This window comes from Shinella sp. GW821-FHT11G07 (assembly GCF_058808115.1).
In genome coordinates this window covers 129,659-154,586 of record NZ_JBXARJ010000006.1, presented here as the reverse complement: position 1 = coordinate 154,586, position 24,928 = coordinate 129,659, and the positions used below count along the sequence as shown (strand labels likewise).

Genomic DNA, 24,928 nt, shown 5'->3' with positions numbered 1-24,928 from the left:
TGTGACGATGGAATGATTCGCATACGAGATTGCGCATGGCCGGGCAAAAAGACTAGGTTGCGGGCGCGACAGGCAAGGAGCGGCGCGTGACCGGCAATGACATCTCCTACCTCATCGGCCGCGTGTCCCTGAAGGACCGCAAGGCCTTCGCCGCGCTGTACGATGCGAGCGCCGCGAAACTTTTCGGCGTCTGCTTGCGTATCCTCAGAGACAGAAGCGAAGCCGAAGAAGCGCTGCAGGAGGTCTACGTCAAGATCTGGCAGCGCGCCGATCGTTACGTGGCTGGAAATGTGCACCCGATGGCCTGGCTCGCCGCGGTCGCGCGCAACCACGCGATCGACGTCATTCGCGCACGAAGACCGGTGGCAACGGACATCGATGAAGCTTATGATATCGCCGACCCGCTCATGTCGCCGGAGGAGGCGGTCGTGCTCAGGTCGGAGGGCCGACGAATCGATATTTGTATGGAAGAGCTGGAGCCCGACCGGGCATCGGCCGTCCGGCATGCCTATATAGAGGGCCTGAGCTATGAGGAACTCGCCGAAATCCATGGCGTGCCGCTGAACACGATGAGAACCTGGCTTCGCCGAAGCCTGTTGAAACTGAGAGAGTGCATGAGCCGATGACGGCGTCAGACAAAGACATGAGAGACCCCCGCCGCGACGAGGTGATCGCCGGCGAATATGTGCTCGGGGTGCTTTCCGCCGAAGACCGCCGCAAGGTGGAGGCGCGGCTTGCGCAGGATCGTCAGTTCGCCGCCATGGTGAACCGCTGGGAGGAAAACCTCTCGACCTTCAACGACGACTACGAGGCGATGCAACCGCCGCCGCGCGCCTATTCCGCCATCGAGCAGCGCATTCTCGGCACGACACCGCCCGACGCGGCTTTTTCCGGCAAGGTTTCCGGTGGTTTCTGGAATTCGCTGGCGCTCTGGCGCTCGCTCGCCTTTGCTTCGCTCGCGGTCGCCGCCGGGCTCGCCTTCTCGATGAGTGCGCTACTGGCGCCGCGCCCGATGAGCGGCGGAAGGCTGGTCGCCGATCTTTCCGGCGAGGGCGCCACGATCAATCTGGTGGCCCGTTACGACGAGGCGAACGGTGCGCTGCGCGTCACCCCTGTTGCAGCCGGCAAGGAAAAGGAAAAGTCGCTCGAACTCTGGCTCGTCGAGGAGGGCAAGGCGCCGGTCTCGCTCGGCGTGTTGCCGCAGACGGGTGAGGGGGAACTGGCGGTGCCGGCGGTCATGCGCGGCCGCCTCGTGCAGGGCGCGGTGCTGGCGGTCAGCGTCGAGCCTTTCGGCGGCTCGCCAACCGGCAGCGCGACCGGCCCGGTCATCGCATCCGGTGCCGCGCGCTTCGATTGATCCCGATCGGTCAATGCCACAAGCCGCGCTTTGCGCGGCTTTTTTATTTTCCGATCAAGGATTTATAAAAAAGATTGGCCGTCCTGAAACTCTTTTTCCAAAGCTCCCGTTGCTCACAATGATCGCCCGTTGGGCATCGCAAACGGGAGGACCCGCATAATGCGGGCCGAAAAGGAAGGATCCACCCCATGAGCCGTTTCACCCTTCGCACCGCCGCCCTCGCCTCCGTCTTCGCGCTCGGCGCTTTTGCTGCCCATGCCGAAAATCCGAAGGTCGGCGGCGCGGCGATGTTCGAAGACAAGAACATCGTCGAAAACGCCGTCAATTCGAAGGACCATACGACGCTGGTCGCCGCGGTGAAGGCTGCCGGCCTGGTGGAGACCCTTTCGGGCGCCGGCCCGTTCACCGTCTTCGCGCCGACGAATGCCGCCTTCGAGGCGCTGCCGGCCGGCACGGTCGATACGCTGCTGAAGCCGGAAAACAAGGACCAGCTCACCAAGGTGCTGACCTGCCATGTGGTCGCGGCAAACGCGCTGTCCGAGGCAATCGGCAAGATGATTGCCGATGACGGCGGTAATCACCCGGTCAAGACCGTTGGTGGCTGCATGCTGTCGGCCAAGATGGATGGCGACAAGATCACGTTGACGGATGAGACGGGCGGTGTGGCGACCGTGACGATCGCCGACGTCAAGCAGTCGAACGGCGTCATTCACGTCATCGACAAGGTTCTGCTGCCGAAGGCCTGACCTCTAAACCCGCGCCCGCCTCGAAACCCAGCGCGGGTCAGCCTTCGTCAGCCTTGGGCCGCCGGTTCCGCCGGCGGCCTTTTTAGCGCGTAATCGCGGTGAGGATGGCGTTGCGCACGTCGTCGAGCCCACGGCCCTTTTCCGACGAGGTGGACAGCACTTCAGGATAGGCCGCCGGACGCTTGATGATCTTCAGCCGGGTTTCCTCGACGAGCCGCGGCACCGCGACGTCCTTGATCTTGTCGGTCTTTGTCAGAATGACCTGATAGGAGACGGCCGCCTTGTCGAGCAGCGCAAAGACCTCGTCGTCATTGGGTTTGATGCCGTGACGGCTATCGATCAGCACATAGACGCGTTTCAGCGTGGAACGGCCGCGCAGGTAATCGAAGACGAGCTTGGTCCAGGCATCGACCTGTTCCTTCGGCGCCTGGGCGTAGCCGTAGCCGGGCATGTCGACCAGCGCCATCGGCGGCAGGTCGTCCTCGGCGCCGGTGTATCCGTCCGGAACGAAGTAGTTCAGTTCCTGCGTGCGGCCCGGCGTATTCGAAGTGCGCGCCAGGCCCTTGTGCCCGACGAGCGCGTTGATCAGCGACGACTTTCCGACATTCGAGCGCCCGGCGAAGGCAACCTCCGGCGGGCCTTCCGGCGGCAGGAATTTCATGGCCGGCACGCCGCGGATGAAGATCCACGGCCTGCCGAACAGCGGCTTGTCGCCCGGTGACGTCGTCTCGGTCATAAGTCTGGCCTTTGTTGTCTGGCCCCCGGCTTCCCGGTTTTGGCCGCGAAAGTCAAGCGCGCCGCTGCCGCCAGAGTTCTACGCCAAGGTAACAGAGCAGCGCCGCAAGCACGATGAAGCCTCCGATGACCGTGCGGGCGCCCGGTACCTCGCCGTGGATGACGGCGACCCAGAGCGGCGCAAGCACCGTCTCGGCCGTGCCGAGCAGCGCGGCGAGCGCCGAGGGAATGAGGCGCGCGCCGGTGACGAAAAGCGCGAGGCCAAGGCCGAAATTGAGCGCGCCGAAGACGATGAGGACGCCAAGCTCCTGCCCGGTGACGGCGAAGCCGGAGGTCTGGCTTGCCGCCGTGGCGCAGGCGATCACCGTGCCGAGGAAAACGGCCGGCGTCATGCGCACATGGGCGAAGCGGCGGGTGATGATCGTCGCCGTGGCAAAGGCAAAGGCAATCAGGATGGCGAGTGCATCGCCCATCATCGACACGCTGCCACCGAGCGATTCCGAGACCATGATGGCGACGCCACCGATGACGGCCGCGATGGCGAGCCAGGTATGGGCCGCGATCCGCTCGCGGAAGAGCAGCCAGGCCATCAGCGCGGCGATGAGCGGCACGCCGGCCTGGATCAGCACAACATTGGCGACGGTCGTGTAGGCGAGCGCAAGAATGAACGAGGTGGAAGCCGTCGCGAAACAAACGCCGACGGCGACACCGGCAAGGCCCATGCCCTTGAAGAGCTGCACCGTGCCGCGCGGCCCGTCCCGCACCAGCATGAAGCCGAGCAGGAAGAGGGCGGCAAAGAGCGAACGCCAGAAAACGACCGTCCAGCCGTCCTCGATATGGAGAAAGCGTGCCAGCGTGCCGCCAAAGCTCCAGACGAAGGCGGAGCCGAGCACGAGCGCCGCGCCATACCCTTGCCCTCGGCTGTCCGGGAGGGTGGGGGTAACCGGAAGCGATGAAGCGGACATGGGGCGCTCGCTAGAGCAGTTCCGGCAAAAGTGTAAAGCGGTTTTGCGTCCGGAATTGCGTGAAAGACAAAGACATTGTCGCGAACATGCCAGCAGCCTGTTCGCCATGCTTCCATGCCAGCGACGGGGGCGTGTCGCAAGCGGGCCGTGCTGAAAAATCAGGCAAAAGAAAACCCCGGCGCGAAGGCCGGGGTTTGCATGAGGTTCGCTGAAAGCGTCGTCAGGATGATCCGGCCTTCTTTCCGAACAATCCCTTGAGATTGTCGAAGAGTTCGATCTTCACGCCCTGGCGCTTCATGATGATCGCCTGCTGGATGATCGACAGTGTGTTGTTCCAGGCCCAGTAGATCACGAGACCGGCCGGGAAGGTCGCCAGCATGAAGGTGAAGATCAGCGGCATCCAGGTGAAGATCATCGCCTGGGTCGGATCCGGCGGCGTCGGGTTCATGCGCATCTGCAGGAACATAGTGACACCCATGATAAGCGGCCAGACGCCGATCATCAGGAAGTGCGGCACGTCGTAGGGCAGCAGGCCGAACAGGTTGAACAGCGACGTCGGATCGGGCGCGGAGAGGTCCTGGATCCAGCCGAAGAACGGCGCATGGCGCATTTCGATCGTGACGTAGATCACCTTGTAGAGTGCGAAGAAGACCGGAATCTGCAGGAGGATCGGCCAGCAACCCGCCAGCGGATTGATCTTCTCCTCCTTGTAGAGCTGCATCATCGCCTGCTGCAACGCCATGCGGTCGTCGCCGTGCTTGGCCTTCAGCTCTTCCATCTTCGGCTGCATCTTCTTCATGTTCGCCATGGAAGCGTACTGCTTGTTGGCGAGCGGGAAGAACAGGGCCTTGACGATGATCGTGGTGATCAGGATCGCCACGCCGAAATTGCCGAAGTAGCGGTAGATGAAGTCCATCAGCTGGAACATCGGCTTGGTGAAGAACCAGAACCAGCCCCAGTCGATCATCAGGTCGAACTGCGGGATCGAGTAGGACGTCTCGTACTGATCGATGATCGGCACTTCCTTGGCGCCGCCGAAGAACAGGTTCTTGACGTCGACCTTCTGGCCGGGCGCGATGGTGATGTCGTCCTGGCGGTAATCCGCCTGGTAACGCGGGCGGCCATCCGTGAAGTAGGAGAAGCGCGTCTCGTAGGGCGTCGCCTGCGGCGGCACGAGCGCGGTCGCCCAGTACTTGTCGGTGATGCCGAGCCAGCCGCCAGTCGCCTTGCCGGGCGCGACCGTCGTGTCTTCCTCGGCCGCGGTGTACTTCACTTCGTGCAGGCCGAGCGCGCCGAGCACGCCGATAAAGCCTTCGTGCAGCACGTAGACGGACGGATCCTTCGGCTTGAAGAAGCGTGTCGTGCGGCCGTAGGGCGAAAGGGCGATTGCGGCGTCCGTACGGTTCTCGATGCTGTCGGCGACGGTGAACATGTAATGCTCATCGACCGAGATGGTGCGGGTGAAGGTGACGCCCTTGTCGTTGGTGAAGGTCAGCTTCACCGGGGTCGTCTGCGTCAGCTTGCCGGTGCCGTCCTGCGTCCAGACGGTCTGCGGGTTCGGAACCTGGCCGGTCGCATCGCTGCCGACATAGCCGATTTCGGCGAAATAGCCGTGTTCGGTCTCGGCCGGGCTGAGCAGCGTGATGATCGGGCTCGTCTTGTCGACGGTCTCGTGGAAGTCCTTGAGCTTCAGGTCGTCGAAGCGGGCGCCCGTCAGGTTGATCGAACCGGAAAGCGAAGGCGTGTCGATCTCGACGCGGGCGGACCTGGCAAGGGCAGCCTCGCGCGTCTCGGTCGTCGTGCCGGTTGCCGCGCCGCCCGGCAGCGTGCCGCTGGTTCCCGTGGCGGTGGTCGTGGTGCCGCCGGCCGTCGTCGTCGTCTGCTGGATCTGGGCCTGCTGTGCCTCGAGTGCGACGCGGTCCTTCTCCAGCTTGGGGTTCACATAGAGGAACTGCCAGGCAATGAGGATCACGACGGACAGCGCGATCGCCACGAAATAATTGCGGTTGTTTTCCATCACTCTTTCCCGGGAGCAGCAGGGCGCTGCTGCTGCTTCTGTTTCTGCCTTGTCGCGATCCTCTCCTTGAGACCGGCTTCAAGGGTTTTGAAGGGCGCGTTCAACACGTCCCGTCTGGCGACAACCACATAGTCGTGTCCGGGCTCCATTGCAAACCCGGCGGATAGCCGCACCGCCTCTTTCAGGCGCCGCCGCATGCGATTGCGTTCCACGGCATTGCCGTGTTTCTTGGTAACGGTGAAGCCGACGCGGGGCTGTTCGTCCGGCGCTTGCCGGTCGCGCACTTCGAGAAGGAACAAGGGTCCCCTGCGTTTCTCGCCTTCGCGCACAAAAAGAAACTGCGGACGGCTTTTCAGCCGTCCGACAGCAGATTGTCTAACAGTCTTCGTCATTGCCCGTCGCCTCTGTTCCGGGCAGGCACGGCCTTAGGCCGAGAGGCTTGCGCGGCCACGTGCACGGCGTGCGGACAGGACCTTGCGGCCGCCCTTGGTAGCCATGCGGGCACGGAAGCCGTGACGACGCTTGCGAACAAGCTTGGAGGGTTGGTAGGTACGCTTTGTCATTTATTTAATACCGCGGTGTGCGGCCCTTCTTGGTTTGCATTACGCAAGCAGTGTTGAAAGTCCGGCATAGCCAGTCCCTCGCGGGAAGGCATCTTTCCAGACGTGCGCGGCTTATAAAGGCAAAACCGGCGGAAAGTCAATTGCGGCTCTGTGGCCTGCCGGATTGTCATAATCGTTAAGATGACGGCAACTCAAGATTGTATTCCCTTAATGAAATTCAGACTTCCCTTACGTTAAGTGTGGCGAGGTATTTGATTTTCTTCAAGAAATATTTGCATCGCAATATTAGGGGTCGGTTAATCGTGGCCGGTCCGGGCGGTTGCATCAAAGTCTAGTTAACTTTTAGCGTTTATCGTCCCTATCAAAGGGCGAGGCGGCTGTGCGGTCTTGTCAGTTCTCAAGCACGGCTTTGGAGTTTGACGTGAAGATACGCGGCAGGATTTACCTCATCGTGGGTTTGATGGGGCTCATCTCGGTCCTCATCGGTGGCATAGCCGTCCATGTGGTTTCGGAATACAGCGACAAGCTCCATCAGTATGAGAACGCCGCCGACCGCGCCTTCCTCGGGGAGCACCTGAACCGACAGGTCACGGCCGTCGTCATGGAAGCCCGCGGCGTCTACGCGTCCAAGGATACGGATGGTGCGAAGAAGTTCGCCGATGGTATCACCAAGGAACTCGACGGTATCGACGAGACGCTGAGCAAGTGGCGTCCGAGCGTGCCGGATGCACAGAAGGCCGCCTTCGACGCCGTCGTGGCGCGTGCTGCGGAATTCCGCACCTTCCGCACGGAAACCGCCCGTCTCGGCACGACCGTCTCGATTGCCGCTGCCAACGAGCAGGGCAACAACGAGCTCAACCGCGCCAACCGCAAGGCTTTCCAGAAGGAAATCGATGCCGTCGTGCAGACGGACAGCGAGAACCTGACGACGATCAAGGCCGAGATTTCGGCCTTCGAAACCCTCATGCTGACGCTCGTGCTCGGTACGGTTGGTGCCGGCCTCGTGCTCGGCGGCGGCGTCGCCTTCTACATCGCGACCAACCAGCTTAGCCGCCCGATCCAGAACGTCACCGAGACGATGAAGCGCCTCGCTGGCGGCGACCTCGACACCGAGGTGCCCTATGCTGGCCGTCAGGACGAGATCGGTGAAATGGCCGGCGCCGTTGCGATCTTCCGGCAGAACGCCATCACCGTGCGTGATCTCAATGCCCAGGAGCAGATCCTGCGCGAGAAGAGCGCCGACCTCCAGTCCTCCATCGCGACCGTCGTGCATGCTGCCGCAGCTGGCGATTTCAGCTCGCGCATCAGCAAGGACTACCAGAACGAGGACCTCAACCGCTTCGCCCGCAGCGTCAACGAACTCGTCTCCGGCGTGGAAGAGGGCATTGCCGAAACCCGCCGCGTCATTGGCGCACTCGCCGATGGCGACCTGACGCAGACCATGGACGGCTCGTTCCGCGGCGCCTTCGCCGAGTTGCAGCAGAACGTCAACACGACGCTCGCCACCCTCCAGCGCACCATGCGCGAGGTGCGCGGTTCGACCGACGCGATCAACGCCAATTCCGGCGAATTGCGCACGGCCTCCGACGACCTGTCCAAGCGCACCGAGCAGCAGGCCGCAGCGCTTGAGGAAACCTCCGCCGCGCTCGAGGAAATCACCGCAGCCGTCAAGAATTCGACGGAACGGGCAAACGAAGCAAGCACGATGGTCGGCGAGGCGACGCAGAGCGCCAAGCAGTCCGGCGCCATCGTGCGCAACGCCATCGACGCCATGGGCCGCATCGAGCAGGCCTCGAGCGAGATCAGCCAGATCATCTCTGTCATCGACGAGATCGCCTTCCAGACCAACCTGCTGGCGCTGAACGCCGGCGTCGAGGCCGCACGCGCCGGTGAAGCTGGCAAAGGCTTTGCCGTCGTCGCCCAGGAAGTGCGCGAACTCGCCCAGCGTGCCGCCAGTGCCGCCAAGGACATCAAGGGCCTCATCACCAAGTCGGGTTCCGAAGTGTCGGTCGGCGTGAAATATGTGCAGGAGACCGGCTCCGCCCTCTCCGACATCGAGACCCGCGTCGTCACCATCAACGAGCGCATCCATGCGATCGCCACCGCGGCGCGCGAACAGGCGACGGGTCTCCAGGAGATCAGCACCGCCATCAACCAGATGGATCAGGTCACCCAGCACAATGCCGCGATGGTCGAGGAAACCTCGGCCGCCACGCACAAGCTGAAAGGCGAGGCGGACAGCCTGGCCGATCTCGTCGCGCGCTTCCGCACCGGCGATGCCGTTCAGCGGGTGGCCGCCGTGCGGGCCGAAACCCGCCCGGTCGAATCGCCGGCCCGCCGCATGATGGGCAATGTCGCCCGCGCCTTCGGTGGCAACCGTTCGACCGCGACGGCGGCCGTTGCCCAGGAGAACTGGGAAGAGTTCTGATCGGTAGCCGGATTCCCGCAAAACGGGCGCGGCGGTCGCAAGATCGCCGCGCTTTTGCTTTTGCGGCCACTGCGTTGGAAAAATTGCCGCAATCTCCTATAATTGGCTGTCGGACGTGAACTGAAGGTGCGTCGATCCTTCGTCACGATCTGTGAGCCGCGCTGCGGCCTGTCCTGGAGTTTTGCAGATGGTGGACAGAGACGGGGTACCGTCCTTGACCGAGAAGCCGGTACCGGCGGTCAGCTTCCTGTCCGGCCTGTCGGGCAGGCTTCTCCTGCTGACCGCTGTGTTCGTGCTGATCGCCGAGGTGCTGATCTTCGTGCCCTCGGTTGCCAACATGCGCCTGCAATGGCTGCGTGACCGGCTGAACACGGCCGCTGCCGCCAGCGTCGTCATCGAAGGCCTGCCGGACCAGGAATTGCCGCGTGCGGTGCAGGCAGAGACCCTGATGGCGACCGGCGCCAAGGCGATCGTGCTGAAGAAGCAGGATGCCTCGCGCATCGTCGCCGCCGTCGACATTCCGCCGAGCATCGATGCGCAATACGACCTCTCCGACGTCTCGACGCTCACCTCCATCTACGACGCCTTCGATACGCTGGTCTTCGGCGGCGACCGCATCATCCGCGTCTTTGGGCCGGTTGGCGAATCGAGCACGCGCATCGAACTGCTGCTCGATGAATACAAGCTTCGCCGCGCCATGCTCGGCTATGCGCGCAACGTCTTCATCCTGTCGATGATCATCTCGCTGGTTACGGCGAGCCCGATTTTCTTCGCGCTCAATCGCCTGCTGATCCGCCCGATCCGCCGCATGACGGCGAACATCCAGGAATTCACCGCCGACCCGTCCAATCCGAGCCGCGTGCTGGAGCCTTCCGGCGGGCGCGACGAGATTGCCGTCGCCGGCGTCCACCTCGCCGCCATGCAGCAGACGCTGCAACGCACGCTGAAGGAACAGAAGAACCTCGCCGATCTCGGCCTCGCCGTGTCGAAGATCAACCACGACATGCGCAACATCCTGTCTTCCGCCCAGCTCATGTCCGACCGCCTGTCGGATGTCGACGACCCGGTGGTCAAGCGCGTCGCGCCAAAACTGCTGCGCAGCATCGACCGGGCCGTCGGCTATACCAATGAGGTGCTTTCCTATGGCCGCATGCGCGAGCCGGAGCCGCGTCGTCGCTTCGTAGCGCTGCGCCCGCTGGTGCAGGAGGTCTCGGAGGTGCTGGCACTCGATTCGCGCGGCGATATCGAATTTACGCTCCAGGTCGAGCCTGGCCTTCAGGTCGACGCCGACAGCGAGCAACTCTTTCGCGTCATCCACAATCTCTGCCGCAACGCCGTCGAGGCGCTGTCGCAGGCCAACAGCGTCGAGCGGCGCACCGTGCTCGTCACGGGCCTGCGCACCGGCAGCGTGGTGTCGATCGCCATCGATGACAACGGCCCCGGCATGCCGGCCAAGGCCCGCGAAAACCTGTTTGCCGCCTTCCGTGGCTCCGCGCGCTCCGGCGGCACCGGGCTTGGCCTGGCCATTGCCCGCGAACTCGTGCTCGCCCATGGCGGCACGATCGCGCTGGTCGAGAAGGTAACGCCCGGCACGCTCTTCCGCATCGAACTGCCGGACCGCCCCGTCCCCCTCGACGCCTTCCGCCACCGCGCATAAAGCCCGGTGTTCCGGGCGGGATGTGACGGCACGATGAAAAAAGTACATTTTTTCTCAGAAAGGCGCTTGCAATAAGCCGGCGCACCCTTTAGGAACCGCCTCGCAGCCGGGCAATACACACCCCGTTGCCAGCGCACCCGTAGCTCAGCTGGATAGAGCACCAGACTACGAATCTGGGGGTCAGGAGTTCGAATCTCTTCGGGTGCGCCATTTCTTTTCCAGTCATGTACTTCATTTGTTAGCATGCGCCGATCGTGCGCTTGGTTTGTTGCTGCGCCGTCCATGTGGAGAGCGAATTGGCTTCAACTGCGCAAACACGGGTTGATCGTGCCTCGCGGGTCATCGCTGCGCCGGCGCTTGCTCTCTATGAAGGCCTCGTCGATCCCGTCGCCCTTGCCGTCTGGCTGCCGCCGGAGGGCATGACGGCGCGGGTTGAGGCGTTTGACGCACGTGAAGGCGGGCGCTTTCATCTGGTGCTCTTCTATTCCGCGCCGGGTGCGGGCAAAAGCTCGGCAGACAGCGACATCGTCGAGGGGCGGTTTGTCACGCTCGTGCCCGGTGAGCGTGTCGTTCAGGATATCGACTTCGTTTCAGGCGATCCGGCTTTTGCCGGGACCATGCGCATGACCTGGTCTTTCGAGCCGCATCCGGACGGTACGCTTGTCGCTATTGCCTGCGAAAACGTGCCGCTTGGCACTCGGCCGGAGGATCATGACGTCGGTTTGCGTTCCAGCCTCGACAATCTCGCGGCATACATGGTTGGTCGCGCCGACGCTTAAGCGGGGTGGGCGTGGCCGATATGACACGCGCTGCCGCCTCTGATCCTGGCCTTGAGGCTCCGCCGCCTCGCGTCCCTTCAAAACCATCCCTCACTCGGCTAAGCAGGCAGCAACGGTGTCTGCGTAGCGCCGGCGAAACAGGAATAGCGGAAGGAAGCGGGACATGACGAACCGTGAAATACCGCGCGTATTGCGTTGCGTGATACTCGCCGGATTGCTGGTGCTGGCGGGCTGCGCCGGCCGGCCGGAAGGTGTTCTGGTGCCGAGCGGTGAAACACCGGCGGGCGTGTCGACGGTCAATCTTCTTGTCGCCACGACGCGCGCGCGATCCAGCCAGCCGGGCGTGCTGTTTTCCGGTGAACGCGGCTCCGATCTCCTGATGAACGACATCGTCGTCTCCATCCCGCCGGAAGACAAACGCGAGGTCGGACAGGTGCAGTGGCCGGAAAAGCTGCCGGCCGACCCCATGAAGAGCTTTTCGACGGTCAGCGTGACGCCGGTCGATGGCGCGAAGGCCGGTGGTGCGTGGCTTGACCAGAACCTGCCGAAGAGCCGGCGCGTGCTGATCTTCGTACACGGTTTCAACAATCGTTATGAGGATGCGGTCTACCGCTTCGCGCAGATCGTACACGATTCCAAGACGGACGCCGCACCGGTGATCTTCACCTGGCCGTCGCGTGCCAGCATCTTCGATTATTCCTACGACAAGGAAAGCACGAACTATTCGCGCGATGCGCTGGAGGAATTGCTGCGGGCCGCCGTCAATTCACCAAAGGTCGGCGAAATCACCATCATGGCCCATTCCATGGGGACGTGGCTTGCCGTCGAGACGCTGCGCCAGATGGCGATCCGTGATGGGCATGTGCCGAAGAAGATCCAGCAGGTCATCCTGGCCTCGCCCGACCTTGACGTCGATGTCTTCGGCCAGCAGCTTCGCGCGCTTGGCAAGGACAAGCCGAAGTTTACCCTGTTCGTCTCGCGCGACGACCGGGCGCTGACGCTCTCGCGCCGCATCTCCGGCAATGTCGATCGGCTCGGCCAGATCAATCCGGCTGAAGAGCCTTATCGTTCGATGCTGGAAAAGCAGGGCATAACCGTGCTCGACCTGACGGCGCTGAAATCCGGTGATCGCCTCAACCATGGAAAATTTGCCGAAAGCCCCGATGTCGTGCGCCTCATCGGCAATCGCCTGATCGATGGGCAGGCGGTCTCGGACTCACAAATTGGTTTGGGCGAACGGCTCGGTGCCGTTGCGCTGGGTACGGCCCAGACGGTGGGGAGTGCGGCGAGCATCGTGGTGTCCACGCCGATCGCCGTCTTCGATCCTGTGACGCGCAAGAACTACGATGATCAATGGCGACGCTTCGGCAACGCCGTCGAAGACACCACCACGACCGCCGTCGGGCAGTAAAAAGGCGGCCCCTTCGGGCCGCCCTTCTGCTCAATCGTGTCAGGCGATTACCGGACCCAGATCACTTCGCGGGTGTTGCGGTCGACGAGAACCGGTCGGTCATCGACATAGATGTAGCCGTAGCTGGGGCTTTCCGGCACTTCGACGATCTGCACGGTTTCCGGGATCAGCGCACCGGCTTCGACCGGGCCTTCCAGCATGACCGGCTCAAGCCGGTTACGTTCGACATAGGTGATGGTGGTTTCCGGGATGTCGGCAGAAATGCTCGCCGTCGTCTCGATTTCCGGCGCGTAGATCACCTGGCGGCTGTCGATCCGCACGATGACCGGGCGGTTGTCGACATAGATATAGGCGAGGTCCGGGTGATCCGGGATCGGCGTCAGCGTGACGGTGTCGTCGAAGCGCGTGTCGGCCGTCACCTGACCTTGCAGAACGACCGGCGGCGTCGGGTTTTCCAGCACATAGACGCGGGCGTCATCCGGCACGGCGGCTTCAGCGCCGATGGCGAAACCGGCTACGCCGCCGACGATCGCGCCGACCGGGCCGCCGACGACGGCGCCTACGGTCGCACCGGCGGCCCCGCCGGCAGCGCCGCCGAGAACTTCCTTATCGGCGTCGTCGGCATGGGCAACAGTCGCGCCGATGAGTGCGAGGGCCGCACCAGCCATGAGAATCTTGCGCATGTCTTTCTCCTTCGAAAGTTGGGTTTCCCACCCCTTCGGCGGAGACAACGTGACATGCTTTGCTCTGTTCCCCCGGACCAGCGGCGCGGCCTGTCACGTTGTGTAACGCGCGTTAACCGGCGCTATCAGGCGATTTCCGCTTCGCGCCTTGCGATTTCATAATCCTCATGGTGCACCTGCAACCCTTCCTCCGTCACCACGACGATGCCATAGGCGGCCGGTTCGTCGACCGAAAGCGAGGCGTTCGGCATGTCGAAGGGCATCGGCTGCTGATGCACCGGGCTCTTGAAGATCGAGAAGGGAATGCCGCGATGCGAGCCGCCGATCGTGCGGTGCACATGGCCGGCGAAGATGTGGCGGACATTGCCGTGTTTCAGCACGAGATCGTAGAAGGCGTCTTCGTTGCCGAGCCGGATCGCATCCATGCCGGTAAAACCCGTCTTGTGCGGCGGGTGGTGCATGAAGAGGAGGACCGGCAGGCCATTGGCGCCCGCAAGCGTGCGGTCGAGCCAGGCGAGGCGCTTTTCGCAGAGATAGCCGGCATGGCTCATCGGGTAGTCGTAGGGCGGCGCAAACAGCGTATCGAGCAGCACGACGCGGCAATCATCGAAGTCGATCGCCTGCTGCACGAAGCCGTCCTCGTCCGGTGTCACATGCGAGAAGGTCTCGAGGAAGCGGTCGCGATAGTCGTGGTTGCCGATGGTGATCGCCGCCGGTGGCACGAGCAGAGAGAGCAGGTCGCGCAGGCGTTCGTAAGACTGGGTGTCGGCGCGATGCGTCAGGTCGCCGGTAAAGATCACCCGGTCGGCATCGGCATGATAGCGGTTGACGTGTTCGATGCCGGCGAGCAGCCTTTGATAGGGATCGAGGCCGATGATCGTCGAACCCTCGGGCACCATGTGCAAATCGGTAAAGACAATGAGTTTGGTCATGGAAAGGTCTCTTGGCGGGATGATGCTCGGCGCCCCAAGGAACATTTGGGCCGGAAGCCAGTCGTAGCGCGCAATCCTGTCGCATGAAAAGCAGTTGGAACGCATGACAATCTGATATATCAGAGAGACGAAGCCAATCGATCCCTGGCACGTGCCGTGCGGGACAGAAATAGCCGGCGGACCGGCGAAGACGGAGCACGACGACATGAGATGGAAGCGCACGATCCAGCTGCTGGACGTTCATTGCGAAGGTGAGATCGGCAAGGTGGCGATCGGCGGCGTGCCGAAGATTCCCGGCAACACGATCGCCGAGCAGCTTAACCACATCAACACGGTCGATGACAGCCTGCGCCGCTTCCTCTGCCTGGAACCCCGTGCGGCGGCGACCGGCTCGGTCAACCTGCTGGTGCCGGCCAAGCGCCCGGAAGCCGATGCCGGCTTCATCATCCTCCAGGCCGATCAGGCGCACGCCTCCTCGGGCTCCAACTCGATCTGCGTCACCACGGCGCTGCTCGAATCCGGCATCGTCGAGATGAAGGAGCCGGAAACCATCGTCGTGCTCGACACGGCCGCGGGTCTCGTCAAGGCGACGGCGACCTGCCACGACGGACGCTGTGAAAAGGTCAAGCTCACCATGGTGCCGTCCTTCGTCGAAGCGCTCGATGTCGAAATCGACACGCCGCACTGGGGCCGTGTGCGCTTTGACATCTCCTATGGCGGCATCTTCTATGCGCTCGTCGACGTCGACCAGATCGGCACGAAGATCGAGAAGGCCAATGCCCGCGCGCTCGTCGATGCCGGCATGGCGCTGAAGGACCTGATCAACAAGTCGATGAAGGTCGTGCACCCGGAAATCCCGGAAATCAACGGCGTTGCCTACGTCATGTTCCGTGACCGCGATCCGGACGGCATGGTGCGCACGGCGACAACGATGTGGCCCGGCCGCGTCGACCGTTCGCCCTGCGGCACCGGCAACTCCGCCAACCTCGCGACGCTGCATGCGCGCGGCCTTGCCAAGGTGGGCGATACGTTCCGCTCGCGCTCCATCATCGGCTCGGAATTTGAGGTCGGGCTGCAGGCCGAAACCGTGGTTGCCGGCCGCACGGCCATCATCCCTACCATCACCGGCCGCGGCTGGACGTTCGGCCTGCACCAGATCGCGCTTGATCCGACGGACCCGCTGGCGAACGGTTTTGCGATGACGGATACCTGGGGTCCGCAGGCCGGTGAGATCAGCTAAGGCACAAAGTTCGGCCCGGAGTGGATCACCTCTCCGGGCCGCGCAGCCTTATTTTTTGGCGTAGTGCTTCTCAATGGCGCCAAGCGTGATCGGGTCGATCTCTGCATTGCCGGCGTCGTCGATCAGGTCGCGCTTGGCCAGAACCTGCTTGATGGCGAGGCGGGCATCGGCGCTCAGCTGCTCCGGCTGGTCGCGCAGGATGACTTCGAGATCGACATCGCGCATCTCGAAGGCAGCGACGAGGCTGTTGACCGCCTGCTCGATGTTCTTGACGATGCCGGTGCCACTCTGTTGCATCAGGCCGAATTTCAGCTTTCCGTAGCTGTCGCCCTGGTCGGCGGCCTGCTTGAAGTAGCCGGCTGCGGCTGCGAGATCCTGCTCGATGCCTTCGCCGGATTCCAGCATGAGGCCAAGGTTGATCATCGCGTCGACGCTGCCGCCTTTCGCCGCAAGCGTGTAGAAGGCCACGGCCCGCGCGTTGTCCTCGCCCACGAGGCTGCCGTCGTCGAGCAGAACGCCGAGATTGAAGGCCGCTGTTTCGTCGCCGGCCGCCGCCGCCTTGTCGAACCAGCGGGCCGCTTCCGCGCCGTTGATCGCCGTGCCGATGCCGTCGCGATAGGCGACGCCGAGATTGTAGGCGCCCAGCACGTCGCCCATTTCCGCGGCCTTCTTGTAGTGGCTGAATTCGGCGGCAGGGTCGCCGCGCTTGCCGAGCATCGCGCCGTAATTGACCATGGCCACGGTGTGGCCCAGCGCCGCTGCCTCCGCATAGAGCTTCATGGCGTCGAGATTCTGGCCGGCACGCTCCAGCGCCCGGGCAAGCTGGAAGGCCATGCGCGCGCCGCCGCCGGCATTGTAGGCCTCGCGGCAGGCCGAAAGGGCCGCGCCGATCTGGATGTCTTCCAGCGCGACCGGCGCGAAGGCCTTGTTGCGCGTGCTGTCATACCGGCTGCCGGCACTCTGGTCGCAGCGGGCTTCGATGGAAAGCGTGTTTGCCTCAGCGCCGCTTGCGGCACCGACAAGAAGGGCCGCGAAGAAAAGGGCGCGGCCAGCCGTCTTCATACCTGTGGATCGTGTGATCATGATCCGTCTCCCTTCGTTGGATGACCGCACCTTAGACGACTGGTGGGCGGCGGCTGTTTCCACGGGAACAGAGGGAACGGGAAGAGCGGCGCATAACGGATGCAGCACAGGCGGCTTGTGCGATTGACGGGCCGGCCCTATCAGTTCAATTCCATCCGACGGCTTGTCCCGTCCGAAAGGTGTGTCATGCGAACGCTCAAGGCTTTTGAACCGATCACCCTCAGCCGCAGGCTTTTCATTGCTGGCGGCGCCTTGGCGTTGACGGGTATCGGCGTTCGCGCAACACAGGCCAACGCGATCATCGGCAAGGCGGTGGAAATCACCGGCGACGTCACCCGCAAGCAGGAAAACCTCCTGGAGGGTCTGAAGGCCGGCGCCAGCCTGATGGACCACGATTTCGTCAAGACCGGTGCCAAGAGTTTTGCCTCGCTCGAACTCGGCGATGACACCAGCCTGCTGCTCGGCAGCGACACGGAGCTGCTGATCGATACCTTCATCGCGGGGCAGGGCGGCACAATCGAGCTCGGCACCGGGCAGATGGTCTTCGACCGGCCGGAGGGCCTTGCCAAGATCGACCTCACCATGCGCACCGCCTTCGGCATGATCGGCGTGCGCGGCACGAAATTCTTCGCCGGTCCCAGCCGCGGCGTCTTCGGCGTCTTCGTGGAGCACGGCCTCGTCGAGGTCACCGGCGGCGGCGTGACACGCCAGGTCGGCCGCGGCCAGGGCGTCGATATCGCGACGCCGGGTGCTGCACCCAGCGAGGTCGCGCAATGGGGTGATGCCCGCATCCGCGAGGCCTATGCCAGCGTTGGTATTCGCTAGTCGAAGGTAAACAGTTCGATCTGGCCGAAGCCACGGATTTCGTGGCTGCCGATGGGGCGCAGTGGCCGGGTCGTTTCGCTCGCCGCCTGCGGGCCGACGCAGATGTGGGTACCGAGGAACTTGTTGGCATCCTGCAGGCGGGCCGCCAGGTTCATCGAATTGCCGTGCGCCGTGTAGTCGAGCTTGCCGCCGACGCCCACTTCCCCCAGCACCACCATGCCTGTTTCGATACCGATGCGCGTGCGGCCGAACTCCTGTTCGAGGAAGCCGGGGCGGCGGCGCATCTCCTCGGTCAGCGTGCGGATGTCATCGGCGCAGGCGAGTGCCTTGTCGACATGATGGTCGAGATCGTCAGGCGCGTTGAAGAGCGCGTGCACGGCGTCGCCCACCACCTTGTCCACCATACCGCCATGGCGGGCGACGAGCGCGTTCACCTCGGTGTAGTAGATGTCCAGCAGCTTGACCAAATCATGCGGGCCGAGCTTCTTGGAGAGCGAGGAAAAGCCCTCGATATCGGTAAACACCGCCGTCACCTGCCGCTCCTCGCCGGCGACGCGTCCGAGATCCGGGTTGTCGATATAGCGCGAGACGACGGATTGTGGCAGGTACTGGGCAAAACGCTGGCGGGCGGTGGCTTCCGCCCGGCGCACATGGGCGAACTGCAGCAGGCCGGTGACAAGCGCCGCCGTCGCCACGATCAGCGAAACGCCGACCGCGTCGGACAGAAGCGCTGTCTGCATATAGACGAGGACCGATGCGCCGAACACGAGGCCGACAAGCCCGAGACCGGCCAATGCCGCCCAGAGCGGGCGAAGCCGCGCCGCCGCCAGCGCCGCCGCCGCACCGGCAACGAAGGCCAGGGCCGCCTCGATCGGCAAGAGGCCGGTATCGCGCATCGGGATGTGATCGGTCAGGATGGAGTTTGCGACGTCCGCATGGATCTGCACGGAGGGTTCGAGCGTCATGGAGGCGCTGGTCCTGAGCCCGCCGAGATTGGGCAGGCTGCTGCCGATCAGTACGACCTTGCCGGCGATCCTTTCGGCCGGCACCAGGCCCGCCACGATATCCGCCGCGGAGAAGGTGCGCGCGCCCACCGTGTCGGCCCGGCTTGCCACAAAGCGCAGGCTGCCATCCTCGTCGAGCCGCAGGATGCGCGAATCCTGCCGCACCCAGGCGGGGTTGCCGCCGAGCACCGGCGTGCCCGCGCCGGCCGCCAGCCGCGCCGCTTCCACGCCGAGCGACGGATAGGCCGCATTGCCGAGGATCGCATAAGCCTGCACGCGGCGTACCACCGCGTCCTCGTCGCCGACCAGGAAGGCCGCTGCTGCTGCCGCCGCCTTGTCCTGCAGGAAGGCGCAGGAGCTTTCCGCGCCGTCGATGAACCAGAGGTCCGGAATAGTCACCGGCCGTTGCAGGGCAAGCGCGGGGATCGGGTGCGGCGCGCCGTCCGTCGCCTCGCCGATGAGGAAGCCGAGAATGGTCGGCGTCTGGCCGATGGCGTTTGCCAGCGCGGCATTGGCGGGCTCTTCCGCTGCGCAATCGGTTGAGAAGATGAAGTCGAAGGCGATCGCCGTCGGTTTTGCAGCGGCAAGCCGCTCGATCAGCCCTGCCGTCTGCGTGCGCGTCCACTCCTTGTCCGGCAAGCTTTGGAAGGCCTTGCGGTCGATGTCGACCACGATGATGCTATCGCTCTGGCGAGCCGGCACCGCCTGGGTCAGCGCGTCGAAATAGTATTCACGCTGCTGCTCCAGCGCCGTTTCGCCGAGCGAAAACAGCGCCAGCGCACCGGCAAGGCTGGCCACAAGGCCGGCGACGAGCGGTCTATATCTCTTGGCGAACATGATCGGCCGCTTCCGTTGAAGTGTAAGCCGCAGTCGGCCTAGTCGTCATCCGGCTCGGCGATGCCGTAGAGCCGGCCGATATGGCAGTGGATGATACCATCATTGCGCCGGATGGCGCCGGCCTCTTCCAGCGCGAGGATCGAGCGGTTGATCTTGGGCCGGCTGGCGCCGACGATGCTGGCGATCTCGGTCTGGCTGAGCGAGAGTTGGAGGTTTGCGCTGTCCGGCAGTTCCTCGCCGTGGATGTTGCGCAACGTCGCGAGGAAGAAGCGGGCGACGCGGGCATCGAGATCGTAGAGCGCGATGGTTTCGAGCTGCTCCGTCGTTTCGCGCAGCTTGGTGCAGAGATAGTGGATGATCGCCTGTGCCGCCGTGGGATTCCGCGTCAGGATGTCGATGAAATCGCGCTTGGAAATCACATAGCCTTCGGTCGCCGTCACGGCGGTGGCGTCCGCCGAGCGTGGCTGGCCGTCGAGCAGCGCCATTTCACCGAGGATCGAGCCGGCTTCGAGCTGGCGCAGCGACAGTTCCTTGCCCTGCGGCGTGATCAGCGAAAGCTTGATGCGGCCGGAGACGAGCACGATGAGATAGGTGCCTTCGTCGCCGCGCTGGAAGATCACCGTGCCGGGCGACCATTTGCGCCAGGTCGCGATTCCGGCGATCTCGATCAGCGTTTCCTTGTTGAATCCCTCGAAAATCGGGAAAGAACGCCAGAATGCGGCACTCTTGTTGATCTCGTTCATATCCGGTTTCCCCCGACCGCCGCTGACGAAAACAAAACACGCGCCGCTCGCCGAAACTTTCGCCCACCCGTCGTGCGCTTGCAACAGAAAAGAACGGAGAGCTTTGGGCCGGTCTCTTCGTTACTGGCAGATCCGCACGCGCTTGTTGACCGCCTTGCCGTGCTGATCCTGCGTCTGGACGCGCTTGGTGATGCAGGTCTGCTGGTAATGGCCGTAGGTGCCGTCCGCATAGGATGGGCCGGCATGGCCGGTTGCGGTGAAGGCGAGGGAGGCGGCGGCGAGCGCAAGGGCGAGAAGATAGTGGCGCATGATGGGTCCGGGAGGGAAAGAGGAGGGCGGCGGGCTGCAATGACCCTCTTGTCGCATGGCCTGAACCGCCCCTCTGTTCCGCCGGGAACAGGGTATCGTTCACAAAAAGCGAACGATCTGTATTCCGATCGCCCGTCTAGTTTGACGACGGAAAGCTGATATCTCTTTGCCAACGCAAACAGCCAAGCCTCAGGAGCTTATCATGCAACAGAACGCCGTCGTCCTTCTCGGACGCATCCTTCTCGCCCTCATGTTCATCACTGCCGGTTATCCGAAGCTCATCGATCCGTCGGGCACGGCCGGCATGATCGCCGGTGCCGGCCTTCCGGCCGCGACCGCGCTTGCCTATCTTGCCGGTCTCTTCGAAGTCGTTGCCGGCCTCTTCATCCTCGTCGGCTTCCAGACGAAGATCGCTGCCTACCTTCTCGCTGCCTTCAGCGTCTTTACCGCTCTCGTGTTCCATAGCGGCGCGATCAACGTTCCGGACTTTCCGGAAGGCGCAAACGGCCTGTTGACCCTCTTCAACGGCCTGATGATGTGGAAGAACATCACGATTGCTGGTGGCTTCCTCGTGCTCGCCGCCTTCGGCCCGGGCGCCTACTCGCTCGATGCCCGCTCCGCTGCCGGCAAGGCCGTCACCGCGTAAGCGACCAATACTCTGATCCTCCAGAAACCCTTCCCGGCCTCCGGGGAGGGTTTTTCGTTTCCGGCCTGCTGGAAAGCCGCCTCTCTTGCTGCTATGCGCACGGGTAAGACAGTGACGTGGGGAGATGCCGATGTTTTCCAATTCCTTTCCGGACCGAGACGTGATGGCGGAGCTGATGGCCCGCATGCTGTGGGAGATCAAGGCGGTGCATTTCCGCCCGGAAGAACCCTACAAGCTCGCGTCGGGCATGGCCTCTCCGGTCTATATGGATTGCCGCAAACTGCTCTCCTATCCGCGCATCCGCTCGGCGATCATGGATTTCGCCGCCGCGACCCTCACCCGTGAGGCCGGCTTCGAGCGCTTCGACGTGATTGCCGGCGGCGAAACGGCCGGCATTCCCTTCGCCGCCCTGCTCGCTGATCGTCTTGGCCTGCCGATGATCTACGTGCGCAAGAAGCCGAAGGGCCATGGCCGCAATTCGCAGATCGAGGGCGTGATGCAGGAAGGCGCGCGTGTGCTCGTCATCGAGGACCTCGTGACGGTCGGCGGTTCCATGTTCACCTTCATCGATGCGATCCGCGCGGCCGGCGGCGTGGTCGATCACGGCATGTCGCTGTTCTACTACGGCATCTTCAAGGAAGCCGAGGCGCGCTATGCCAACGGTGGCGTGAAGCTGCACCACATCGCCACCTGGCGGAATGTGCTGGCGGTTGCGAAGGCAGAAAAACTCTTCGATGATGCGACACTCGCCTCGGTCGAATCCTTCTTCGACGCACCCCTCGTCTGGTCGGCTGCCCATGGCGGCGTTGCGGAGCTGCCGACGTCGTAAAAGGCTCTGGCGCTTTCTCGTGTGATCGTTTAAATCGATTGAAAGTCCGCTTGGGAGGAAATGCTCATGATCCTGTGTTGTGGTGAAGCCCTGATCGACATGCTGCCGCGCACGTCGACACTCGGCGAGGATGCCTACGCCCCCTATGCCGGCGGGGCGATCTTCAACACGGCGATCGCACTCGGCCGCCTCGGCGTGCCGACCGGCTTCTTCACCGGCCTTTCCGACGACATGATGGGCGACATCCTGCGCAAGACGCTCGGCGAAAGCGGCGTTGATTACAGCTACTGCGCAACCCTCTCGCGCCCGACCACCGTCGCCTTCGTCAAGCTCGTGCACGGCCATGCGACCTATGCCTTCTACGATGAGGGCACCGCCGGCCGCATGATCACCGAAGCTGAGCTTCCGGCTTTGGGCGATGATTGCGAGGCACTGCATTTCGGCGCGATCAGCCTCATCCCCGAGCCTTGCGGCTCGACATACGAGGCGCTGCTGAAGCGCGAGCACGAAAAACGCGTGATCTCACTCGACCCGAACATCCGCCCCGGCTTCATCAAGGACAAGGACGCCCATATGGGCCGTATCCGCCGGATGGCCGCGATGGCAGATATTGTGAAATTCTCCGACGAGGACCTCGCCTGGTTCGGCCTCGAAGGCGACGAGGACACGCTTGCCCGCCACTGGCTGCACCACGGTGCAAAACTCGTCGTCGTGACGCGCGGCGCGGAAGGTGCCGTCGGCTACACCGCTGACCACAAGGTCGTGGTGCCGAGCGAGCGCGTGACGGTTGTCGATACGGTCGGCGCCGGCGACACGTTCGATGCCGGCGTGCTCGCCTCGCTGAAGATGCAGAACCTGCTGACCAAGCAGCAGGTGGCGAAGCTCGACGAGGACCAGATCGCCAAGGTACTGGCACTCGGCGCCAAGGCCGCCGCCGTCACCGTCTCGCGCGCCGGCGCGAATCCACCCTGGGCGAAGGAAATCGGGCTCGCCTGACAAAAATCAGAGTGATCTCGTGTGCAAGCCTGATACTCGTAGTCCGAGATAAACAGCGTCAGCTGCCGGGCCTCGATCGTTCGTTTCTGCGATATTTTAGAGTTTGCAAGCAGCGTTAAGTCTGGCGCTGAGATATGCTAGCGGAGACTCCAGCCAGTTCGATCCGTGAGGAGCAGGTGGCATGAAACTACTCACTTTGCGCTCGAAAGTGGAGGGACGGTCTTTTCGGCTAGCTCTTTTTGCAAAAAAACAATGCAACAAAGGGCGGCATTGTATTATGTGCTTCATTTCCGCCGGCTGGCGACGTTTGAGCGTCAATTCTTGCGAAAGTGGCATCCTGGTGGCCGCTCCTATTTCCATCCGTACCAATCTCAGTCTGATATTGGTGAGTGTGGCTCGGCATTTCAGGGATCGCCAGAATATGTTTTTCCTCGCCACCCTTCGCTAGAACAACATAGGTAGAGATGGGAGTAGGCTGAACGCCGCCTTGAGGCAATGTCATATCCCACATGCCATAGGCTCGGTGTGTTTCATCTCCAGCGCCCACTAGAAAGCGCCCGGTGCCTTCGGTGAAGGTCGCCCACTTGCCTGACAGGTCTTTACATTCTTTGGTTGATGCAACCACCGCTCCTGCCGGAACTCCCCCTGCTGCGTTTGCGATATAGTCGCGAACCTTGGGTTCTAAGAAGAACCACCAACCGGTAAGGGCAAACCCAACAAGAGCGACAATGGCGCCGATTGCCCATTTCGCTGTTTGCTGCACGGCCTCTTTTTTGATGGCGGCGCGCACCTCTTGGCTGATGTTCTGGTGGCTTTCATCGATCATGTGATTAATTCCCCCGGGGCTATAGCGGATAAACGACACTACACCTAGTTGTGTCAGTGCTCAAAGAGTCCCGATTACAAAGTCAGATTGCTGGCAAAGAGCCGCAAACCTTTTTTTCGTCATGGTCGGGCCTGACCCGACCGTCCATGCAGGCGGAGGGGGGAGCGGAGGGGTGCAAACCAGCTAAAGTCGCCTTCATTCGCCTGTCATCGCCGCATGGTCAAAGGGGCCATGCTCGATCACACCGCCCCAGATTCGCTCATCACCGCCCGTTCCGATGGACGGGCTCCCACCATTCTTGTCGTGACGGATGCCTGGCGCCCGCAGTTGAACGGGGTCGTGCATACGCTTGAAGAACTCGCCCGCTCGATGGCGGAGGAGGGCATCGACGTGGTCTTCCTGACGCCGCAGGAATTCACGACCGTGCCGTTGCCATCCTATCCGGAAATCCGGCTCGCCATCACCTCGAAGCGCCGGGTGCTGGCCGAAATGGAGAAGATCGCGCCGGATTACATCCACATCGCCACGGAAGGGCCGCTCGGCATGGCGGCACGCAGCGCCTGCCTGGAGCGCCGGCTGCCCTTCACCACGGCCTATCACACGCGTTTTCCGGAGTTCATCAGCGCCCGCCTGCCGATTCCCGAAAGTGTCAGCTACTGGTGGCTGCGCCGCTTCCACAATTCCGGCAATGGCATGATGGTGGCGACCAAGTCGCTGGGTGCCGAGATGGCGGCGCGTGGTTTCGTTCGTATCAAGCGCTGGTCGCGTGGGGTCGATACCAAGCTGTTCGACCCGGCCAAGCGCCGTGATCTCGGCCTGCCGCGCCCGATCTTCCTGAATGTCGGCCGCGTCGCGGTGGAAAAGAACCTGCCCGCCTTCCTCGGCCTTGACCTGCCGGGCAGCAAGGTCGTCGTTGGCGACGGGCCGGACCTCGCCACGTTGCGCCAGCGCTATCCGGATGTGCATTTCCTGGGTCGCAAGCTCGGCGAGGAACTCGCTGCCGTCTACGCCTCGGCGGATGTCTTCGTCTTCCCGAGCCGCACGGATACGTTTGGCAATGTCATGTTGGAGGCGCTCGCAAGCGGCGTTCCGGTTGCTGCCTTTCCGGTGACTGCACCACGCGATGTGCTCGGCGATGCCGGTGCGCTATCGGAAAACCTGCGGGAGGCCGCGCTTGCCGCGCTCGACATTCCGAAGGATGTCGCCCGCGACCGTGCCATGACCTATAGCTGGCGCGCCTGCGCGCGCGAATTCCTCGGAAACCTCACCCGCGTGCCGCGCGGTGCTTTCGCGGCACGCCGTCTCAGCCTGCGCTGA

At 63.1% G+C, this 24,928-nt stretch carries 25 protein-coding genes and 1 tRNA gene; 14 read left to right on the top strand and 12 right to left on the bottom strand.

Annotation, left to right across the window (positions count from 1 at the left end):
- The first annotated feature begins 86 nt into the window (after positions 1 to 86).
- The 3 genes from AC1RT2_RS13715 (at position 87) to AC1RT2_RS13705 (ending at position 2,103) form a co-directional block, all read left to right on the top strand.
- A complete protein-coding gene (locus tag AC1RT2_RS13715) occupies positions 87 to 626 on the top strand; it encodes a sigma-70 family RNA polymerase sigma factor (protein ID WP_069060161.1) in 540 nt (179 codons plus the stop codon).
- Complete coding sequence (locus AC1RT2_RS13710) at positions 623 to 1,357, top strand: anti-sigma factor (RefSeq protein ID WP_069060160.1); 735 nt, start codon at positions 623 to 625, stop codon at positions 1,355 to 1,357. Before AC1RT2_RS13715 ends, AC1RT2_RS13710 begins: the two co-directional genes overlap by 4 nt.
- Positions 1,358 to 1,545: 188 nt before the next feature.
- Positions 1,546 to 2,103: a fasciclin domain-containing protein gene (locus tag AC1RT2_RS13705; RefSeq protein ID WP_069060159.1), complete on the top strand. Its 558-nt coding sequence runs from the start codon at positions 1,546 to 1,548 to the stop codon at positions 2,101 to 2,103.
- Between the two features lie 82 nt (positions 2,104 to 2,185).
- Here the strand turns inward: AC1RT2_RS13705 and yihA are convergent, their stop codons facing one another.
- From yihA to rpmH, 5 genes are all read right to left on the bottom strand, one after another.
- Positions 2,186 to 2,839, bottom strand: a complete 654-nt coding sequence (yihA, locus tag AC1RT2_RS13700; protein ID WP_493102612.1) for a ribosome biogenesis GTP-binding protein YihA/YsxC — start codon at positions 2,837 to 2,839, stop codon at positions 2,186 to 2,188.
- A 52-nt stretch (positions 2,840 to 2,891) separates the two neighbouring features.
- Positions 2,892 to 3,803, bottom strand: coding sequence for a DMT family transporter (locus AC1RT2_RS13695; RefSeq protein WP_493102610.1), 912 nt, complete (start codon positions 3,801 to 3,803; stop codon positions 2,892 to 2,894).
- A 220-nt stretch (positions 3,804 to 4,023) separates the two neighbouring features.
- Positions 4,024 to 5,820 carry a membrane protein insertase YidC gene (yidC, locus tag AC1RT2_RS13690; RefSeq protein ID WP_493102608.1) on the bottom strand — a complete coding sequence of 599 codons (1,797 nt, stop codon included), beginning with the start codon at positions 5,818 to 5,820 and terminating at the stop codon, positions 4,024 to 4,026.
- Entirely contained in the window at positions 5,820 to 6,212 is a 393-nt protein-coding gene (gene rnpA, locus AC1RT2_RS13685) for a ribonuclease P protein component (protein WP_069060155.1), read from the bottom strand. The genes yidC and rnpA overlap by 1 nt, the downstream gene beginning before the upstream one ends.
- A 33-nt stretch (positions 6,213 to 6,245) precedes the next feature.
- Complete coding sequence (gene rpmH, locus AC1RT2_RS13680; RefSeq protein ID WP_083242913.1) at positions 6,246 to 6,383, bottom strand: 50S ribosomal protein L34; 138 nt, start codon at positions 6,381 to 6,383, stop codon at positions 6,246 to 6,248.
- A 421-nt stretch (positions 6,384 to 6,804) separates the two neighbouring features.
- On the opposite strand from rpmH, the gene AC1RT2_RS13675 reads away from it, so the two are divergent.
- The 5 genes from AC1RT2_RS13675 (at position 6,805) to AC1RT2_RS13655 (ending at position 12,658) form a co-directional block, all read left to right on the top strand.
- On the top strand, positions 6,805 to 8,811 hold the full coding sequence (locus AC1RT2_RS13675) for a methyl-accepting chemotaxis protein (RefSeq protein WP_493102606.1): 2,007 nt from the start codon (positions 6,805 to 6,807) through the stop codon (positions 8,809 to 8,811).
- 187 nt (positions 8,812 to 8,998) lie between these two features.
- Positions 8,999 to 10,468, top strand: coding sequence for a sensor histidine kinase (locus AC1RT2_RS13670; protein ID WP_493102604.1), 1,470 nt, complete (start codon positions 8,999 to 9,001; stop codon positions 10,466 to 10,468).
- A 133-nt stretch (positions 10,469 to 10,601) separates the two neighbouring features.
- Positions 10,602 to 10,678: transfer RNA gene (locus AC1RT2_RS13665), tRNA-Arg, on the top strand.
- A gap of 86 nt (positions 10,679 to 10,764) precedes the next feature.
- Positions 10,765 to 11,247 carry an SRPBCC domain-containing protein gene (locus AC1RT2_RS13660; protein ID WP_493102602.1) on the top strand — a complete coding sequence of 161 codons (483 nt, stop codon included), beginning with the start codon at positions 10,765 to 10,767 and terminating at the stop codon, positions 11,245 to 11,247.
- Positions 11,248 to 11,410: 163 nt separating this feature from the next.
- Positions 11,411 to 12,658: an alpha/beta hydrolase gene (locus tag AC1RT2_RS13655; RefSeq protein WP_493102600.1), complete on the top strand. Its 1,248-nt coding sequence runs from the start codon at positions 11,411 to 11,413 to the stop codon at positions 12,656 to 12,658.
- A 47-nt stretch (positions 12,659 to 12,705) separates the two neighbouring features.
- Here AC1RT2_RS13655 and AC1RT2_RS13650 read toward each other — a convergent pair whose 3' ends face one another.
- Positions 12,706 to 13,341: a DUF1236 domain-containing protein gene (locus tag AC1RT2_RS13650; RefSeq protein ID WP_493102598.1), complete on the bottom strand. Its 636-nt coding sequence runs from the start codon at positions 13,339 to 13,341 to the stop codon at positions 12,706 to 12,708.
- A 125-nt stretch (positions 13,342 to 13,466) separates the two neighbouring features.
- Positions 13,467 to 14,273: a 2', 3'cyclic nucleotide phosphodiesterase SpdA gene (gene spdA, locus AC1RT2_RS13645; protein WP_493102596.1), complete on the bottom strand. Its 807-nt coding sequence runs from the start codon at positions 14,271 to 14,273 to the stop codon at positions 13,467 to 13,469.
- A gap of 205 nt (positions 14,274 to 14,478) precedes the next feature.
- Here spdA and AC1RT2_RS13640 point away from each other — a divergent pair, with 205 nt between their 5' ends.
- Positions 14,479 to 15,513 (top strand): proline racemase family protein, encoded by a 1,035-nt coding sequence (locus tag AC1RT2_RS13640; protein ID WP_493102594.1) that lies wholly within the window; start codon positions 14,479 to 14,481, stop codon positions 15,511 to 15,513.
- A gap of 48 nt (positions 15,514 to 15,561) precedes the next feature.
- On the opposite strand, the gene AC1RT2_RS13635 is transcribed toward AC1RT2_RS13640, so the two are convergent.
- Positions 15,562 to 16,596, bottom strand: coding sequence for a tetratricopeptide repeat protein (locus AC1RT2_RS13635; protein WP_493102592.1), 1,035 nt, complete (start codon positions 16,594 to 16,596; stop codon positions 15,562 to 15,564).
- A gap of 186 nt (positions 16,597 to 16,782) precedes the next feature.
- Here AC1RT2_RS13635 and AC1RT2_RS13630 point away from each other — a divergent pair, with 186 nt between their 5' ends.
- Positions 16,783 to 17,421, top strand: coding sequence for a FecR family protein (locus tag AC1RT2_RS13630; protein WP_493102590.1), 639 nt, complete (start codon positions 16,783 to 16,785; stop codon positions 17,419 to 17,421).
- On the opposite strand, the gene AC1RT2_RS13625 is transcribed toward AC1RT2_RS13630, so the two are convergent.
- The 3 genes from AC1RT2_RS13625 to AC1RT2_RS13615 all read right to left on the bottom strand — a co-directional run bounded on the left by AC1RT2_RS13625 (position 17,418) and on the right by AC1RT2_RS13615 (position 20,314).
- Complete coding sequence (locus AC1RT2_RS13625; protein ID WP_493102589.1) at positions 17,418 to 19,262, bottom strand: CHASE2 domain-containing protein; 1,845 nt, start codon at positions 19,260 to 19,262, stop codon at positions 17,418 to 17,420. The genes AC1RT2_RS13630 and AC1RT2_RS13625 overlap by 4 nt on opposite strands.
- 38 nt (positions 19,263 to 19,300) lie before the next feature.
- Positions 19,301 to 20,005 carry a Crp/Fnr family transcriptional regulator gene (locus AC1RT2_RS13620; protein ID WP_069060146.1) on the bottom strand — a complete coding sequence of 235 codons (705 nt, stop codon included), beginning with the start codon at positions 20,003 to 20,005 and terminating at the stop codon, positions 19,301 to 19,303.
- Between the two features lie 120 nt (positions 20,006 to 20,125).
- Positions 20,126 to 20,314 carry a hypothetical protein gene (locus tag AC1RT2_RS13615; RefSeq protein WP_493102586.1) on the bottom strand — a complete coding sequence of 63 codons (189 nt, stop codon included), beginning with the start codon at positions 20,312 to 20,314 and terminating at the stop codon, positions 20,126 to 20,128.
- Between the two features lie 202 nt (positions 20,315 to 20,516).
- Between AC1RT2_RS13615 and AC1RT2_RS13610 the strand changes: the two genes are divergently transcribed.
- From AC1RT2_RS13610 to AC1RT2_RS13600, 3 genes are all read left to right on the top strand, one after another.
- The gene (locus AC1RT2_RS13610; protein WP_493102584.1) at positions 20,517 to 20,960 is read left to right on the top strand and encodes a DoxX family protein; all 444 of its coding nucleotides are present in this window, start codon (positions 20,517 to 20,519) and stop codon (positions 20,958 to 20,960) included.
- A gap of 130 nt (positions 20,961 to 21,090) precedes the next feature.
- On the top strand, positions 21,091 to 21,789 hold the full coding sequence (locus AC1RT2_RS13605; protein ID WP_069060143.1) for an orotate phosphoribosyltransferase: 699 nt from the start codon (positions 21,091 to 21,093) through the stop codon (positions 21,787 to 21,789).
- Between the two features lie 66 nt (positions 21,790 to 21,855).
- On the top strand, positions 21,856 to 22,785 hold the full coding sequence (locus tag AC1RT2_RS13600) for a carbohydrate kinase family protein (protein ID WP_493102581.1): 930 nt from the start codon (positions 21,856 to 21,858) through the stop codon (positions 22,783 to 22,785).
- A 229-nt stretch (positions 22,786 to 23,014) separates the two neighbouring features.
- On the opposite strand, the gene AC1RT2_RS13595 is transcribed toward AC1RT2_RS13600, so the two are convergent.
- A complete protein-coding gene (locus AC1RT2_RS13595) occupies positions 23,015 to 23,611 on the bottom strand; it encodes a hypothetical protein (RefSeq protein ID WP_493102579.1) in 597 nt (198 codons plus the stop codon).
- Positions 23,612 to 23,842: 231 nt separating this feature from the next.
- On the opposite strand from AC1RT2_RS13595, the gene AC1RT2_RS13590 reads away from it, so the two are divergent.
- Positions 23,843 to 24,928, top strand: a complete 1,086-nt coding sequence (locus AC1RT2_RS13590; protein ID WP_493102577.1) for a glycosyltransferase family 4 protein — start codon at positions 23,843 to 23,845, stop codon at positions 24,926 to 24,928.

Coding starts and splice junctions, on each gene's coding strand:
- rnpA (WP_069060155.1), bottom strand. CDS start 6,212: ATGACGAAGACTGTTAGACAATCTGCTGTCGGACGGCTGAAAAGCCGT.
- AC1RT2_RS13705 (WP_069060159.1), top strand. CDS start 1,546: ATGAGCCGTTTCACCCTTCGCACCGCCGCCCTCGCCTCCGTCTTCGCG.
- rpmH (WP_083242913.1), bottom strand. CDS start 6,383: ATGACAAAGCGTACCTACCAACCCTCCAAGCTTGTTCGCAAGCGTCGT.
- AC1RT2_RS13655 (WP_493102600.1), top strand. CDS start 11,411: ATGACGAACCGTGAAATACCGCGCGTATTGCGTTGCGTGATACTCGCC.
- AC1RT2_RS13595 (WP_493102579.1), bottom strand. CDS start 23,611: ATGATCGATGAAAGCCACCAGAACATCAGCCAAGAGGTGCGCGCCGCC.
- AC1RT2_RS13590 (WP_493102577.1), top strand. CDS start 23,843: ATGCTCGATCACACCGCCCCAGATTCGCTCATCACCGCCCGTTCCGAT.
- AC1RT2_RS13625 (WP_493102589.1), bottom strand. CDS start 19,262: ATGTTCGCCAAGAGATATAGACCGCTCGTCGCCGGCCTTGTGGCCAGC.
- AC1RT2_RS13630 (WP_493102590.1), top strand. CDS start 16,783: ATGCGAACGCTCAAGGCTTTTGAACCGATCACCCTCAGCCGCAGGCTT.
- AC1RT2_RS13600 (WP_493102581.1), top strand. CDS start 21,856: ATGATCCTGTGTTGTGGTGAAGCCCTGATCGACATGCTGCCGCGCACG.
- AC1RT2_RS13670 (WP_493102604.1), top strand. CDS start 8,999: ATGGTGGACAGAGACGGGGTACCGTCCTTGACCGAGAAGCCGGTACCG.
- yihA (WP_493102612.1), bottom strand. CDS start 2,839: ATGACCGAGACGACGTCACCGGGCGACAAGCCGCTGTTCGGCAGGCCG.
- spdA (WP_493102596.1), bottom strand. CDS start 14,273: ATGACCAAACTCATTGTCTTTACCGATTTGCACATGGTGCCCGAGGGT.
- AC1RT2_RS13620 (WP_069060146.1), bottom strand. CDS start 20,005: ATGAACGAGATCAACAAGAGTGCCGCATTCTGGCGTTCTTTCCCGATT.
- AC1RT2_RS13605 (WP_069060143.1), top strand. CDS start 21,091: ATGTTTTCCAATTCCTTTCCGGACCGAGACGTGATGGCGGAGCTGATG.
- AC1RT2_RS13635 (WP_493102592.1), bottom strand. CDS start 16,596: ATGATCACACGATCCACAGGTATGAAGACGGCTGGCCGCGCCCTTTTC.
- AC1RT2_RS13615 (WP_493102586.1), bottom strand. CDS start 20,314: ATGCGCCACTATCTTCTCGCCCTTGCGCTCGCCGCCGCCTCCCTCGCC.
- AC1RT2_RS13650 (WP_493102598.1), bottom strand. CDS start 13,341: ATGCGCAAGATTCTCATGGCTGGTGCGGCCCTCGCACTCATCGGCGCG.
- AC1RT2_RS13640 (WP_493102594.1), top strand. CDS start 14,479: ATGAGATGGAAGCGCACGATCCAGCTGCTGGACGTTCATTGCGAAGGT.
- AC1RT2_RS13695 (WP_493102610.1), bottom strand. CDS start 3,803: ATGTCCGCTTCATCGCTTCCGGTTACCCCCACCCTCCCGGACAGCCGA.
- yidC (WP_493102608.1), bottom strand. CDS start 5,820: ATGGAAAACAACCGCAATTATTTCGTGGCGATCGCGCTGTCCGTCGTG.
- AC1RT2_RS13610 (WP_493102584.1), top strand. CDS start 20,517: ATGCAACAGAACGCCGTCGTCCTTCTCGGACGCATCCTTCTCGCCCTC.
- AC1RT2_RS13710 (WP_069060160.1), top strand. CDS start 623: ATGACGGCGTCAGACAAAGACATGAGAGACCCCCGCCGCGACGAGGTG.